The organism is Pseudomonas sp. R32 (assembly GCF_009866705.1).
GTDB classification, from domain to species: Bacteria; Pseudomonadota; Gammaproteobacteria; order Pseudomonadales; family Pseudomonadaceae; genus Aquipseudomonas; species Aquipseudomonas donghuensis.
The window spans coordinates 5,209,101-5,224,146 of the sequence record NZ_CP019396.1 but is presented as its reverse complement, the minus strand read 5'-3'; the positions used below and the strand labels follow the sequence as shown (position 1 = coordinate 5,224,146).

General features: G+C 62.8%; 11 protein-coding genes and 1 pseudogene. 9 read left to right on the top strand and 3 right to left on the bottom strand.

The window, feature by feature from the left end; translation table 11 throughout:
- Nucleotides 1-529 precede the first annotated feature (529 nt).
- Nucleotides 530-1,822, bottom strand: a complete 1,293-nt coding sequence (gene gbcA, locus PspR32_RS24140; RefSeq protein WP_010221346.1) for a glycine-betaine demethylase subunit GbcA — start codon at nucleotides 1,820-1,822, stop codon at nucleotides 530-532.
- A 286-nt stretch (nucleotides 1,823-2,108) separates the two neighbouring features.
- On the opposite strand from gbcA, the gene gbcB reads away from it, so the two are divergent.
- Nucleotides 2,109-3,209 (top strand): glycine-betaine demethylase subunit GbcB, encoded by a 1,101-nt coding sequence (gene gbcB, locus PspR32_RS24135; protein WP_159389263.1) that lies wholly within the window; start codon nucleotides 2,109-2,111, stop codon nucleotides 3,207-3,209.
- A 29-nt stretch (nucleotides 3,210-3,238) separates the two neighbouring features.
- Here gbcB and PspR32_RS24130 read toward each other — a convergent pair whose 3' ends face one another.
- On the bottom strand, nucleotides 3,239-4,864 hold the full coding sequence (locus tag PspR32_RS24130; protein ID WP_010221349.1) for a methyl-accepting chemotaxis protein: 1,626 nt from the start codon (nucleotides 4,862-4,864) through the stop codon (nucleotides 3,239-3,241).
- Between the two features lie 275 nt (nucleotides 4,865-5,139).
- Between PspR32_RS24130 and PspR32_RS24125 the strand changes: the two genes are divergently transcribed.
- The 4 genes and pseudogenes from PspR32_RS24125 to PspR32_RS26775 all read left to right on the top strand — a co-directional run bounded on the left by PspR32_RS24125 (nucleotide 5,140) and on the right by PspR32_RS26775 (nucleotide 7,749).
- Nucleotides 5,140-5,370 (top strand): hypothetical protein, encoded by a 231-nt coding sequence (locus PspR32_RS24125; protein ID WP_010221350.1) that lies wholly within the window; start codon nucleotides 5,140-5,142, stop codon nucleotides 5,368-5,370.
- The gene (locus PspR32_RS24120) at nucleotides 5,367-5,669 is read left to right on the top strand and encodes a cell division protein ZapA (protein WP_010221351.1); all 303 of its coding nucleotides are present in this window, start codon (nucleotides 5,367-5,369) and stop codon (nucleotides 5,667-5,669) included. The genes PspR32_RS24125 and PspR32_RS24120 overlap by 4 nt, the downstream gene beginning before the upstream one ends.
- 142 nt (nucleotides 5,670-5,811) lie before the next feature.
- Nucleotides 5,812-6,888, top strand: a pseudogene (locus tag PspR32_RS26780) (HAMP domain-containing protein); the annotation flags it as partial.
- A gap of 123 nt (nucleotides 6,889-7,011) precedes the next feature.
- Nucleotides 7,012-7,749 carry a methyl-accepting chemotaxis protein gene (locus PspR32_RS26775; RefSeq protein WP_374045288.1) on the top strand — a complete coding sequence of 246 codons (738 nt, stop codon included), beginning with the start codon at nucleotides 7,012-7,014 and terminating at the stop codon, nucleotides 7,747-7,749.
- Between the two features lie 90 nt (nucleotides 7,750-7,839).
- Here PspR32_RS26775 and PspR32_RS24110 read toward each other — a convergent pair whose 3' ends face one another.
- A complete protein-coding gene (locus PspR32_RS24110) occupies nucleotides 7,840-8,880 on the bottom strand; it encodes a threonine aldolase family protein (protein ID WP_010221353.1) in 1,041 nt (346 codons plus the stop codon).
- Between the two features lie 254 nt (nucleotides 8,881-9,134).
- Here PspR32_RS24110 and glyA point away from each other — a divergent pair, with 254 nt between their 5' ends.
- The 4 genes from glyA to PspR32_RS24090 are packed head-to-tail and all read left to right on the top strand — an operon-like array spanning nucleotide 9,135 to nucleotide 15,017.
- A complete protein-coding gene (gene glyA, locus PspR32_RS24105) occupies nucleotides 9,135-10,388 on the top strand; it encodes a serine hydroxymethyltransferase (protein WP_010221354.1) in 1,254 nt (417 codons plus the stop codon).
- A gap of 20 nt (nucleotides 10,389-10,408) precedes the next feature.
- Nucleotides 10,409-11,659 carry a sarcosine oxidase subunit beta family protein gene (locus PspR32_RS24100; RefSeq protein WP_010221355.1) on the top strand — a complete coding sequence of 417 codons (1,251 nt, stop codon included), beginning with the start codon at nucleotides 10,409-10,411 and terminating at the stop codon, nucleotides 11,657-11,659.
- Nucleotides 11,660-11,673: 14 nt separating this feature from the next.
- A complete protein-coding gene (locus tag PspR32_RS24095; protein WP_010221356.1) occupies nucleotides 11,674-12,003 on the top strand; it encodes a sarcosine oxidase subunit delta in 330 nt (109 codons plus the stop codon).
- Nucleotides 12,000-15,017, top strand: a complete 3,018-nt coding sequence (locus tag PspR32_RS24090; RefSeq protein WP_159389261.1) for a sarcosine oxidase subunit alpha — start codon at nucleotides 12,000-12,002, stop codon at nucleotides 15,015-15,017. The genes PspR32_RS24095 and PspR32_RS24090 overlap by 4 nt, the downstream gene beginning before the upstream one ends.
- The last annotated feature ends 29 nt before the right edge of the window (nucleotides 15,018-15,046 follow it).

Here is a 15,046-nt window from a genome sequence, read left to right as displayed (position 1 = left end):
AATGAGTTTGCCCACAATCGCTGTTGGCGGGTCTGTGGATAATATGTTCGCCCATGGCTGAGAGGCCCGTGGCGCAAGGGCTGCGTAGGGTTGATCAGAAACTAGCCAATTGTCTTGTTTATGCCTGCTCAGGCCCGGTATTTCGGTCGCTCAAGGCGTTATCCACAACGGTTTTTTAGCGCTTCGACTTTTGCACACAAAGTCTGTTGGCGTCTCTGTGGATAAGGTGTTCGCCTTCCGCTGTGAGCCTTGTATTTAAAGGCGTGTAGAGATTTGATCAAATATTGATCAATAAAATTTCGCGGGAAAAACAACGACTTGCCCACATTAGCTGTGGGTTGTCCTGTGGATAAAGTGTTTGCTGTGTGGACGGGCCCAGCGGGGCCGGGGGATTGCGGTAGGTGGTCAAAATTTGTACAGACTGGTACGGCCCCATCGCTGGCAAGGCCAGCTCCCACAGGGTTTGCAGGTATACACACCACCTGTGGGAGCCGGCTTTGCCGGCGATAGGCCGCAAAGCGGCCCCGCTTTACTGCGCAGCCACACCCTTCAGATAAGGCGCCGGCGCCGCCCCCAGGTTGCTCAGCATCCGCTCGCTGTACCAATCGACAAAGTTCACCACACCAAACTCGTAGGTCTTCGAATAAGGCCCCGGCTGGTACGCCGTCGAGTTGATCCCGCGCTGGTTCTCTTCCGCCAGGCGCCGGTCCTGGTCGTTGGTGGCATCCCACACCTGACGCATGCGCGCCGGGTCGTAATCCACACCTTCAACCGCATCCTTGTGCACCAGCCACTTGGTCGTGACCATGGTCTCCTGGGCGCTGATCGGCCACACGGTGAAGACGATCATGTGATCGCCCATGCAGTGGTTCCACGAGTGCGGCAGGTGCAGGATGCGCATCGAGCCGAGGTCCGGGTTCTTGATCCGGCCCATGAGCTTCTGGCAGCCCTGCTTGCCGTCCAGGGTCATCGATACCGTGCCCTTGAGCAGTGGCATGCGCACGATGCGGTTGCGCAGGCCAAAGCTGGCGTGGGCGTAGGGGATCTTCTCGGCATCCCAGGCGGCGGCGGAGGCCGCGACGTGGTCCTTGAACGCCTGGTCTGCGCGCGGGTCGGTGACGTCGTCCCATTCCAGCAGGGTTTTCAGCAGTTCAGGGTGCGAGCCGCTGCAGTGGTAGCACTCGCGGTTGTTTTCCAGCACCAGCTTCCAGTTGGCCTTTTCCATCAAGGTGGTTTGCACCGCCACCTTGGTGTTCTCCATGTCGTAGGGTTCCATGTAGTGGTTCAGGGTGGCGAGGAAGTCATCGATCGCTGGCGGGTTTTCAGCCAGGCTGATGAAGATGTAGCCACCGGCGGTCTTGACGTTCACAGGCTTGAGCCCGTACTGCTTCATGTCGAAGTCGGCGCCCATCTCGGTGCCGGCGAACAGCAGGCGGCCGTCCAGCTCGTAGGTCCACTGGTGGTAGTGGCAGACCAGCTTGGCGACCTTGCCCTTGTCGCTGGTGCACAGGCGCGAACCGCGATGGCGGCAGACGTTGTGGAAGGCATGCACCTGGCCTTCGGCGCCGCGCACCACCAGGATCGGGTTCTTGCCGATCTGCAGGGTGATGAAGTTGCCCTTGGTCGGGATTTCGCAAGTCATCCCGGCGATCAGCCATTCCTTCTGGAAGATCTCTTCCATGTCGATCTGGAACAGGCGCTCGTCGCAGTAGAACGGCTGTGGCAGCGAGAAGGTCCGCTCGCGGCTCTGCAGCATCTCGGCGGTGGCCTTGCGTGCAGGTTCCAGTGGATCGCCCAGACTCAAAGTTGCGGTGACGTCCATCGTGTAGGTCCTCATGGCCAGTGCTTGTGGCCGGTGAAAGTGGCTAATCGTTGTTATGGCGACGCAAGGCTCAAATACAGCAGGATCATTTGCGATGGAGTGTGCGTTCGAAGTGCGCATGAACCATATCCATGGGCGACATGATCAGATCCGTTTCCGACGCGCCAGCCCCTGTAGCCGGGGGCTGGTCGCGATAAGCACGCCAATGTCGCGGATAGGTAAGTGTCGCCTGCGCGGCTTGCGCAGAATCGCAGCCATCAGGCCGCAGTCGGCCGTGGAGACGAGCATGTCCAACAGCTTCCTCAATCCGGTCAGCACCCAGACCTGGGCCAACGGCCGCCATATCGTGCGTTGCGTCAAGGTGATCCAGGAAACCTGGGATGTGCGCACCTTCTGTTTCATGGCCGACCAGCCGATCATGTTCTTCTTCAAGCCCGGGCAGTTCGTTACCCTGGAGCTGGAGATCGACGGCGAGCCGATCATGCGTTCCTACACCATCTCCAGTTCACCGTCGGTGCCTTACAGCTTCTCGGTGACCATCAAGCGTGTACCCGGTGGCAAGGTTTCCAACTGGCTGCACGACACCCTGCACGAAGGCCAGGAGCTGGCGGTGCACGGACCGGTGGGGCTGTTCAACGCCATCGACTTCCCCAGCCCCAAGGTGCTGTACCTGAGCGGCGGCGTCGGCATCACCCCGGTGATGTCCATGGCCCGCTGGTTCTACGACACCAACGGCAATGTCGACATGGTTTTCGTCCACAGCGCGCGCTCGCCGAAAGACATCATCTATCACCGCGAGCTGGAGCACATGGCCTCGCGGATCGACAACTTCAGCCTGCACATCATTTGCGAGAAGCACGGCCTGGGCGAGCCCTGGGCGGGCTACCGCGGCTACCTGAACCAGAAACTCATGGAGTTGATCGCCCCGGACTATATGGAACGGGAGATCTTCTGCTGTGGCCCGACGCCGTACATGAACGCGGTCAAGCGCTTGCTGGAAGGCAGCGGCTACGACATGAGCCGCTACCATGAGGAGTCGTTCGGCGCGACCCCGGCCGAGGTCAAGGCCGATGCCGTCGAGCACGCCGAACAGGCCGCTGAAGCCGCCGAGCTGAACGCCGGCGACCTGCACCAGGTGGAGTTCACCGCCACCGGCAAGAGCATCCGCGTGGCCCCGGGCGAGACCGTGCACGCGGCGGCGGCCAAGCTCGGCCTGATGATCCCCAAGGCCTGCGGCATGGGCATCTGCGGCACCTGCAAGGTGCTCAAGCTGGGCGGGGAAGTGGAGATGGAGCACAACGGCGGCATCACCGATGAAGACGTCGCCGAAGGCTATATCCTTTCGTGCTGCAGCGTACCGAAAGGGGATGTGCGGATCGAGTACTGAGTAGCGACTTGACCCGCGATGCGTTTGCGTTACACGCTGAAACGTGCCACCAGCCCGCTCAGGTCCACCGCCAGGCGCGACAGTTCGGCGCTCGCTGCGCTGGTCTGGTGGGCGCCGGTGGCCGACTGCACCGACAGGTCGTTGATGTTGACCAGGTTGCGGTCCACTTCGCGGGCGACCTGGGCCTGCTCTTCGGCCGCGCTGGCGATCACCAGGTTGCGCTCGTTGATCTCGGCCACCGCACCGGTGATGGTTTCCAGCGCCAGGCCGGCGCCGCGGGCGATGTTCAGGGTCGACTCGGCACGCTCGGTGCTGTTGCGCATGGAGTTGACCGCTTGCTCGGTGCCGCCCTGGATGCTGCCGATCATCCGTTCGATTTCGCTGGTCGACTGCTGGGTGCGGTGAGCCAGGGCGCGTACTTCATCAGCGACCACGGCAAAGCCGCGACCGGCCTCACCGGCACGGGCCGCTTCGATGGCGGCGTTCAGGGCCAGCAGGTTGGTCTGGTCGGCCAGGCCGCGAATCACGTCGAGCACTTTGCCGATATCGCGCGATTCTTCCGCCAGGTTGCCGATCAGTTCGGCAGTGCCTTGCACGTCGGTGCTCATGCGCTCGATGGCGCTGACGGTTTCCATCACCAGGTCACGGCCGTCGCCGGCCGAGCGGGTGGCTTCCTTGGAGGCTTCCGAGGTGCTCACGGCATTGCGTGCCACTTCTTCCACGGCGCTGGTCATCTCGGTGACGGCGGTGGCGGCCTGTTCGATTTCGTTGTTCTGCTGCTGCAGGCCACGGGCGCTTTCGTCGGTGACGCTATTCAGCTCTTCAGCCGCCGACGCCAGTTGGGTCGCGGAGCCGGAGATCTGCTGCAGGGTATCGCGCAGCTTGTTCTGCATCTTGGCCATGGCTTTGAGCAGGCGCGCCGCTTCGTCCTGGCCTTCGGCCTGGATGCTGCGGGTCAGGTCGCCTTCGGCGATACGCTCGGCAGCCTGCAGGGCCTCGTCGATCGGCTTGACGATACTGCGGGTCAGCAGCAGCGCGCAGACCAGGGTCAAGGCGGTGGCGGCCAGCAGCAGCCCGATCACCAGAGCGACCGCACTGGAATACTGGTCGGCAGCGGTGCGGTTGATCTCGCGGGTCTGCTCGGTATTGATGCTGATCAGTTGATCCATGACGCTGTTGATCTGCTCGGAGCTGTCGAGCATGTCGCGGTTGATCAGATTGCGCAGGCTGTCCAGGTCATTGTTCTGCGATGCCAGGCGCATGCGGTTTTCCAGTTGGCGGTACTGGCTCAGCAACTGCACGTACTGGTTGTAGGCGGCGCGTTCCTGGCTGCCGGAGATCAGCGGCTCGTACACCCGGCGCGCGTCATCGATCTGCTGGTTGCGCTGGTCGACCAGCTTGAGGGTGGCCTGCAGGGTGTCGGCTTCGCGGTTGAGCAGCAGGCGGTACGACAGGGTGCGCAGGCGCAGGGTCAGCTGGGTCAACTGGTCGAGGTTGGTGATGCTCGGCACCGTCGAGTTCTCAATGGTTTCGCCGGCCTGGCGAATCTTGCTCATCTGGTTCAGGGCGAACAGACCCAGGGCCAGCATCAGTGCACCGATCAGAGCAAAGCCCAGAAGCGCGCGCGGGGCGATATTCATATTGCGTAGGGACATGGTGGTATCCAGGAAGGGAAAAGGGCACGCGAACCGTGCGCCAGAATCAGGACTGCCATGCCTATCGGTCGGCCGGGTAAAGACTTGAGCCGACGACGACAAAATTGTGAGCCAGCTATCTTTTTTCCTGACCGGTGGTAGGCAAAACGGGGAACCTGACCGACATCGGTGGGTCAATCTGCACCAGGCCGACGTGTCTAAACCCGATATCCCTGGCGAGCACGCGGACTTTTCTTTATCGTGTGCGCCCCCTGAAACACCCCGAGAAGGCAATCATGTTGGAAACTTCCCTTAGTCAACTGGAGCAACTGGTCAGCGACCTGGTGCAGAAGAATCAGGAACTGACCGAGCGCAACGCGCAGATCAGCGCCGAACTGGCCCAGGCCAAAGACGAAAACGACAGCCTGCAACTGAGCCTGCTGGAGCAGGAAGAAAAGCAGGGCGCTACTGCCGCACGCATCCAGGCCCTGGTTGAGCGTGCCAGCGTTGGTACCGTGAACGCATGAGAACCTCAGCGCAGCCGATCAATGTCGTGTCGATCCTCGGCAGCGATTATTCGATCAAGGCCCCCGAAGGCCAGGAGCAGGCGCTGGCGCAAGCAGTGCAAATGCTCAATGCTTCATTGGCCGATACCAAGCGTAAATACCCGACCCTGATCGGTGACAAGCTGCTGGTACTGGCAGCCCTCAACCTGTGCTCGCAGCAGATCGAACTGCAACAGCAGCACCAGCAGGCCCTCGACCGTTACCAAGAGCAAGTCAACGCCACGGTCGATGTGATTGCCCGGACCATCAGTAACAGCTGATCGCGTCAAACCCCTCGCTAGACCTTTTTGCCAGCTCACCACCTTCGGGAGGGTGGGCCGGCATTGCTGTGGATTGTATTTCCTGTTGTATACAATTGGCCTGTCTCTTGCACTACAGGGCTTATTTACCCAGGGGAAATACATGCAGTTCTGGCGGCGCAGTATCCAGTGGCAATTGATCGCAAGCATGGGCGCAGCGCTGTTGCTGAGCATTCTGATCGTGGTCGGCATCTACAGCGTGGCGGTCAATCGGCTGACCGAGCGTTACCTGGTCGACACCGCCTTGCCGGCGAGCATTGAGGCGATTCGTAACGACATCGAACGCATGCTTGGCCGACCGTTGACGGCGGCGGCCGACATTGCCAACAACACGTTGCTGCGCGATTGGCTGGCGGCGGGGGAAGACAGCGCCCAGGCGCCGCAATTTATCGAGTACCTCGAAGCCCTGCGCAAACAGAACCATGCCTTTACCGCGTTGTTTGCCGCTACGGCGAGCAACCACTATTACAACGAGAAAGGCCTGGACCGCACCCTCAGCCGCAGCAACCCGGCGGATAAGTGGTTTTTCGGCTTTATCGACAGTGGCAACCCGCGCCTGCTGAACATCGACACCGACGGCAGCACCGGCGAACTGGCGCTGTTCATCGACTATCGGGTGGAGAAAGCCGGCCAACTGGTGGGTATCGCCGGGCTTGGCCTGCGTATGACCGAACTCTCCGAATTGATCCACAACTTCAGCTTCGGCGAACGTGGGCGGGTGATGCTGGTGCGCGGCGACGGTTTGATCCAGGTGCATCCGCAGTCGGCGTTCAGCGGTAAGAAGCAGCTTGCCGAGCAGATCGGTGGCGAGGCTGCCAAGGTGGTCCTGAGCCGTGAACAGGGCCTGCACAGTAGCCGCTTCGAGCGCGATGGCGAGGGCTATCTGGCCCTCAGCCTACCGCTGCGTGACCTCAACTGGACCCTGGTCGCCGAGGTGGCAGAAGCACAGATCTATGCCCAGGTGCGTGAGACCGTCTGGCTGACTAGCCTGATTGGTGCAGCGGTCGCGCTGGTATCGCTGTTGCTGGTGGTGCTGCTGGCACGCGGCATCGTCCGTCCCATCCGCCGCGTGACCGGCGCCTTGATGGCCATCGGCAATGGCGGCGGCGACCTGACCCAGCGCCTGGACGAAAACCGCGCTGACGAACTGGGCGACCTGGCCCGTGGTTTCAACCGTTTTCTCGACAGCCAGCGTGACCTGATCGGCGAAGTGTTGAACACCAGCGAACGCTTGCGCGCGTCGGTGGCGCAAGTGACGCAAGTGGTGGACAACACCGCCGAACGCTCCGGCCGCCAGCAGGAAATGACCGAAATGGTCGCCACTGCCGTGCATGAGATGGGCCTGACCGTTCAAGACATAGCGCAGAATGCCGGCAACGCCGCCGTGGCGTCGGAAACCGCGCGCAGCGAAGCGCTGCAGGCCCGCGAAGTGGTGCGCCGCTCAATTGCCCATATCGAGGGCATGTCCGACGAGATTGGCCAGGCGGCCAGTGCGGTGAGTGAACTGGCGACGGAAGTCGCCTCGATTGACGAAGTCTTGGCGGTGATCCGCAGCATCTCCGAACAGACCAACCTGCTGGCGCTCAACGCGGCCATCGAGGCGGCGCGGGCGGGCGAGATGGGCCGCGGCTTTGCCGTGGTCGCTGACGAAGTACGGACCCTGGCGCGGCGTACTCAGGTGTCCACCGATCAAGTGCAGCAGATGATCCTGCGCCTCAAGCACGGCGCGGGCAGTGCGGTCGCGTCGATGCAGGCCGGCCAGGCAGCGACCGGAACGGGGGTGGAGTCGAGCCAGCAGACCGGCGCTTCGCTGGGCACCATCACCGATCAGGTCGAGCACATCAGTGACATGAACCATCAGGTGGCGACGGCGACCGAAGAGCAGTCGGCGGTCACCGAGGAGATCAACCGCACCGTGCAGGGGATATCCGACCTGGCGCGGGAGACGGCGGTGGATGTGCAGGGCTGTCGGCAGGAGTGTCAGGCACTACGCGGCTTGGCCGATGATCTGGCGCGGCAGATGGGTGGGTTCAGGCTTTAAATCGGGGGTGAGTTCATCGCTGGCAAGCCAGCTCCCACAAGTAAGGTGCATGCCGTACCTGTGGGAGCCGGCTTGCCGGCGATGGCGTCGTCAGGCGCCCATTACCGCACGAATATCCGCCGCCAGCTCACGTACCCGCGCTTCTTCGGTGTCCCACGAGCACATGAACCGCGCGCCACCGCTACCGATAAAGGTGTAGAAACGCCAGCCCTTGTTGCGCAAGGCTTCCAGCGCCGGTTCCGACATCTGCAGGAACACGCCGTTGGCCTCCACCGGGAACATCAGCTCAACCCCTGGCACATCGCGCACCAGCTCGCAGAGCAATTGCGCGCAGCGGTTGGCATGCACGCCATGGCGCAGCCAGGCGCCGTCTTCCAGCAGGCCGACCCAGGGCGCCGAGAGGAAGCGCATCTTCGATGCCAGTTGCCCAGCCTGCTTGCAGCGGTAGTCGAAGTCTTCGGCCAGCTGGCGGTTGAAGAACAGGATCGCCTCGCCCACCGCCATGCCGTTCTTGGTGCCGCCAAAGCACAGCACATCGACCCCGGATTTCCAGGTCAGCTCAGCCGGCGTGCAGCCAAGGAATGCGCAGGCGTTGCTGAAGCGCGCGCCGTCCATGTGCAGGTTCAGGCCCAGTTCCTTGCAGGTGGCGCTGATCGCCTTGAGTTCGTGCGGGCGATAGACGCTACCGACCTCGGTGGCCTGGGTGATGGTCACCACGCGCGGTTTGGGGTAGTGGATGTCCTGGCGCTTGAGCGCCACTTCGCGGATCGAGTCGGGGGTCAGCTTGCCAGCTTCGCTGCGTGCGGTAAGCAGCTTGGAGCCGTTGGAGAAGAACTCCGGCGCACCGCATTCGTCGGTCTCGACGTGGGCGGTCTCCGAGCAGATCACGCTGTGATAGCTCTGGCACAGCGACGACAGCGCCAGCGAGTTGGCCGCGGTGCCGTTGAAGGCGAAGAACACTTCGCAGTCGGTTTCGAACAGTTTGCGGAAATACTCCGAGGCGCGTGCCGTCCATTGGTCGTCGCCGTAGGCGCGCTCATGGCCCTGGTTGGCTTTTTCCATGGCGGCCCAGGCTTCCGGGCAGATACCTGAGTAGTTGTCGCTGGCGAATTGCTGGCTTTGATCTGTCATGACACTTTCCTGTGAACGACGCAGGTGAGCACTCTAAACCAAGTTCCGGGTGGCCGCCTATCGCTGGCAAGCCAGCTCCCACAGTGACCGTGTGGGAGCTGGCTTGCCAGCGATGCAGGCGACATCGGCCCCCATGTCGTAAACGCACCTTTGCGTGGCGTCCGTAGGCATCTGGGCTGTCTGCGTCGGTCATACCATCGCTGAAAAGGGCAATTGCCCGACAAGAACCGATGCCGCTGCCGGGAGAAACTGCGATGTTCAGCAAGCAAGACCAGATCCAGGGTTACGACGATGCACTGCTGGCGGCGATCAATGCCGAAGAGCAACGCCAGGAAGATCACATCGAGTTGATCGCCTCGGAAAACTACACCAGCAAGCGTGTCATGCAGGCCCAGGGCAGCGGCCTGACCAATAAATACGCCGAAGGCTACCCGGGCAAGCGCTATTACGGCGGTTGCGAGCATGTGGATAAAGTCGAGCAACTGGCCATCGACCGCGCCAAGCAGTTGTTCGGCGCCGATTACGCCAACGTCCAGCCGCATTCCGGCTCCTCGGCCAACAGCGCCGTGTACCTGGCCCTGCTGCAGGCTGGCGACACCATTCTGGGCATGAGCCTGGCCCACGGCGGCCATCTGACCCACGGTGCCAAGGTGTCGTCCTCGGGCAAGCTGTACAACGCCGTGCAGTACGGCATCGACACCAGCACCGGGCTGATCGACTACGACGAAGTCGAGCGCCTGGCGGTGGAGCACAAGCCGAAGATGATCGTCGCCGGGTTCTCGGCCTACTCGAAAACCCTCGATTTCCCACGCTTTCGTCAGATTGCCGACAAAGTCGGTGCCTACCTGTTCGTCGACATGGCTCACGTTGCCGGTCTGGTGGCCGCTGGCCTGTACCCCAACCCGCTGCCGTACGCTGACGTGGTCACCACCACCACCCACAAGACCCTGCGCGGCCCGCGCGGCGGCCTGATCCTGGCGCGCAGCAACGAAGAGATCGAGAAAAAACTCAACGCCGCGGTATTCCCCGGCGCCCAGGGCGGCCCGCTGATGCACGTGATCGCTGCCAAGGCGGTGTGCTTCAAGGAAGCGCTGGAGCCTGGCTTCAAGACCTATCAGCAGCAAGTGATCGACAACGCCCAGGCCATGGCCGAGGTGTTCGTCAAGCGTGGCTATGACGTGGTCTCCGGCGGTACCGACAACCACCTGTTCCTGGTCAGCCTGATTCGCCAGGGCCTGACCGGTAAAGATGCCGACGCCGCCCTGGGCCGCGCCCACATCACCGTCAACAAGAACGCCGTGCCCAACGACCCACAGTCGCCGTTCGTCACCTCCGGCCTGCGGATCGGCACCCCGGCGGTCACCAGCCGCGGCTTCAAGGTCAGCCAGTGCGTGGAACTGGCCGGTTGGATCTGCGACATCCTCGATAACCTCGGTGATGCCGATGTCGAGGCCGATGTTGCGAAGAACGTGTCGGCACTCTGTGCAGATTTTCCGGTTTACCGCTGAGTGGTCCAGGAGTAAAGACTATGCAACGTTACTCAGGCTTCGGCCTCTTCAAGCACTCGCTCAGCCACCACGAAAACTGGCAGCGCATGTGGCGCACGCCCACCCCGAAAAAAGTCTACGACGTGGTCATCGTCGGTGGTGGCGGGCACGGCCTGGCCACCGCCTACTACCTGGCCAAGGAACATGGCATCACCAACGTGGCAGTGGTCGAGAAGGGCTGGCTGGGTGGCGGCAACACCGCGCGCAACACCACCATCGTCCGCTCCAACTACCTGTGGGACGAGTCGGCGCACCTGTATGAGCATGCGATGAAGCTCTGGGAAGGGCTGTCGCAGGACATCAACTACAACGTGATGTTCTCCCAGCGCGGTGTCTACAACCTGTGCCACACCTTGCAAGACATGCGTGATTCCGAGCGCCGGGTCAGTGCCAACCGTCTCAACGGTGTCGATGGCGAGCTGCTCAACGCCCGGCAGGTGGCCGAAGAGATCCCTTACCTGGACTGCTCGAAGAACACCCGCTACCCGATCATCGGTGCCACCGTGCAACGGCGTGGCGGCGTTGCCCGTCACGACGCCGTGGCCTGGGGCTTTGCCCGCGCCGCCGACGCCCTGGGCGTGGACCTGATCCAGCAAACCGAAGTGATCGGCTTTCGCAAGGAAAACGGCGTGGTCATCGGGGTCGAGACCAACAAGGGCTTTATCGGCGCCAAGCGTGTTGGCGTGGTCACGGCCGGTAACTCCGGACACATGGCCAAGCTCGCCGGCTTCCGCTTGCCGATCGAGTCGCATCCGCTGCAGGCACTGGTATCCGAGCCGCTCAAGCCAATCATCGACAGCGTGATCATGTCCAACGCCGTGCATGGTTACATCAGCCAGTCGGACAAGGGCGACCTGGTCATCGGCGCCGGTATCGACGGCTGGGTCGGCTATGGCCAGCGCGGTTCGTACCCGGTGATCGAGCACACCCTGCAGGCCATCGTCGAAATGTTCCCGATCCTCTCGCGGGTACGCATGAACCGCCAGTGGGGCGGCATCGTCGACACCACGCCGGACGCCTGCCCGATCATCTCCAAGACCCCGGTGAAGAACATGTTCTTCAACTGCGGCTGGGGCACCGGCGGCTTCAAGGCCACCCCGGGCTCGGGCAACGTGTTTGCCGCAAGCCTGGCCAAGGGCGAAATGCACCCGCTGGCCAAACCCTTTTCCATTGACCGTTTCCACAACGGTGCACTGATCGACGAACACGGCGCCGCCGCTGTCGCCCACTAACAGGAGAAATCCCCATGTTGCATATCTTCTGTCCCCACTGCGGCGAGCTGCGCTCCGAAGAGGAGTTCCATGCCGCAGGCCAGGCGCACATTCCCCGGCCGCTGGACCCCAACGCCTGCTCCGACGAGGAGTGGGGCGACTACATGTTCTTCCGCGACAACCCCCGCGGCCTGCACCACGAGCTGTGGATTCACGCCGCCGGTTGCCGCCAGTACTTCAATGCCACGCGTGACACGCTGACCTACGAAATTCTGGAAACCTATCCGATCGGCGCCACGCCGCAGGTCACCGGCAAAAGCACCAGCCCGCAGTTGGCAGTCAGTGGTCAGGGAGAAAAGGTATGAGCCAGGTCTATCGCCTGTCCAATGGTGGTCGCATCGACCGCAGCAAGGTTTTGAACTTCACCTTCAACGGCCAGACCTACCAGGGTTTTGCCGGTGACACCCTGGCCGCGGCACTGCTGGCCAACGGCGTCGACATCGTCGGGCGCAGCTTCAAGTACTCGCGCCCCCGCGGGATCATCGCCGCAGGCTCCGAAGAGCCCAACGCCATCCTGCAGATCGGCGCCACCGAAGCCACCCAGGTGCCCAACGTGCGCGCCACCCAGCAGGCGCTGTACGCCGGCCTGGTCGCCACCAGCACCAACGGCTGGCCGAATGTGAACAACGACGTCATGGGCATTCTCGGCAAGGTCGGCGGCAAGCTGATGCCGCCGGGCTTCTACTACAAGACGTTCATGTACCCGCAGTCGTTCTGGATGACCTACGAGAAGTACATCCGCAAAGCCGCAGGCCTTGGCCGGGCGCCGCTGGAAAACGACCCGGACAGCTACGACTACATGAACCACCACTGCGACGTACTGGTGGTGGGCGCAGGCCCTGCCGGCCTGGCCGCAGCATTGGCCGCTGGCCGCAGCGGCGCGCGGGTGATCCTCGCCGATGAACAGGAAGAGTTCGGCGGCAGCCTGCTCGACAGCCGTGAAACCCTCGATGGCAAACCGGCCACCGACTGGGTCGCGGCAGTCGTGGCCGAGCTCAAGGAATTGCCGGAAGTCACCCTGTTGCCACGGGCGACGGTCAACGGCTACCACGACCACAACTTCCTCACCATTCACGAGCGTCTGACTGACCACCTCGGTGATCACGCGCCGATCGGCCAGGTGCGTCAGCGCATGCACCGGGTACGCGCCAAGCGTGTGGTGCTGGCGACCGGCGCCCATGAGCGGCCGCTGGTGTATGGCAACAACGATGTGCCGGGCAACATGCTTGCCGGTGCGGTATCGACCTACGTGCGCCGTTACGGCGTGGCGCCGGGGCGCAAGCTGGTGCTGTCGACCAACAACGACCATGCCTATCGCGTGGCCCTGGACTGGCACGACGCCGGCCTGAAAGTGGTCGCCGTCGCCGATGCCCGCCACAACCCACGTGGTTCACTGGTAGAGGAGGCGCGGGCCAAAGGCATCCGCATCCTGACCTCCAGCGCGGTGATCGAGTCCCGTGGCAGCAAGCACGTCACCGCTGCCCGTGTGGCGGCCATCGACGTCAAAACCCATAAAGTCACCAGCCCCGGCGAGTGGCTGGACTGCGACCTGGTGGCGACCTCCGGCGGCTACAGCCCGGTGGTGCACCTGGCTTCGCACCTGGGCGGCAAGCCGATCTGGCGTGAAGACATCCTCGGTTTCGTGCCGGGTGAAGCGCCGCAGAAACGTGTGTGCGTGGGCGGCATCAACGGTGTGTTCGCCCTCGCCGACACCCTCGCCGATGGTTTTGAAGGCGGCGTGCGCGCCGCCACCGAAGCCGGCTTCAAGGCCGCGCTGGGGGTGATCCCGAAAGTCCTGGCGCGTCAGGAAGAGCCCACGGTGGCGCTGTTCCAAGTGCCCCACGACAAGAACACCGCACGGGCGCCGAAGCAGTTCGTCGACCAGCAGAACGACGTCACCGCCGCGGCCATCGAACTGGCCACCCGCGAAGGCTTCGAGTCGGTCGAGCACGTCAAGCGCTACACCGCCCTGGGCTTTGGTACCGACCAGGGCAAGCTCGGCAACATCAACGGCCTGGCGATTGCCGCCCGCTCCATGGGCATCACCATCCCGGAAATGGGCACCACCATGTTCCGCCCCAACTACACGCCGATCACCTTCGGTGCGGTGGCGGGCCGGCACTGTGGCCACCTGTTCGAGCCCGTGCGCTTTACCGCCCTGCATGCCTGGCATGTGAAGAACGGCGCCGAGTTCGAAGACGTTGGCCAGTGGAAGCGCCCGTGGTACTTCCCGCGCAACGGCGAAGACATTCATGCCGCCGTGGCCCGTGAATGCAAGGCGGTGCGTGACAGCGTCGGCCTGCTCGATGCCTCGACCCTGGGCAAGATCGACATCCAGGGTCCGGACGCGCGTGAATTCCTCAACCGCATCTACACCAACGCCTGGACCAAGCTCGACGTCGGCAAGGCCCGCTACGGCCTGATGTGCAAGGAAGACGGCATGGTCTTTGACGACGGCGTCACCGCCTGCGTCGGCGATAACCACTTCATCATGACCACTACCACCGGTGGCGCGGCGCGGGTGTTGCAGTGGCTGGAGATCTACCAGCAGACCGAATGGCCAGACTTGAAGGTGTACTTCACCTCGGTCACCGACCACTGGGCGACCCTGACCCTGTCGGGCCCCAACAGCCGCAAGCTGCTCAGCGAAGTGACCGATATCGACCTGGACAAGGACGCCTTCCCGTTCATGACCTGGAAGGAAGGCCTGGTCGGCGGTGTGCCGGCGCGGGTGTTCCGCATTTCGTTCACTGGCGAGCTGTCGTACGAAGTCAACGTCCAGGCCAACTACGCCATGGGCGTGCTGGAGAAGATCGTCGCTGCCGGCAAGCAATACAACTTGACTCCGTACGGCACCGAAACCATGCACGTACTGCGGGCCGAGAAGGGCTTCATCATCGTCGGCCAGGACACTGACGGCTCGATGACCCCGGACGACCTCAACATGGGCTGGTGTGTCGGCCGTACCAAACCGTTCTCGTGGATCGGCTGGCGCGGGATGAACCGCGAAGATTGCGTGCGCGAGAACCGCAAGCAACTGGTCGGGCTCAAGCCGGTCGACCCGAACACATGGCTGCCCGAAGGCGCGCAACTGGTGTTTGACCCGAAACAACCGATCCCGATGGACATGGTCGGTCACGTTACTTCCAGCTACGCCAGCAACTCCCTGGGGTATTCGTTCGCCATGGGCGTGGTCAAGGGCGGGCTCAAGCGCATCGGCGAGCGGGTCTACTCGCCCCAGGCCGATGGCAGCGTGATCGAGGCGGAGATCTGTTCTTCGGTGTTCTTCGATCCGAAGGGCGAGCGGCAGAACATCTAACGCAAGGTTGATGCAGTACCTGTGGGAGC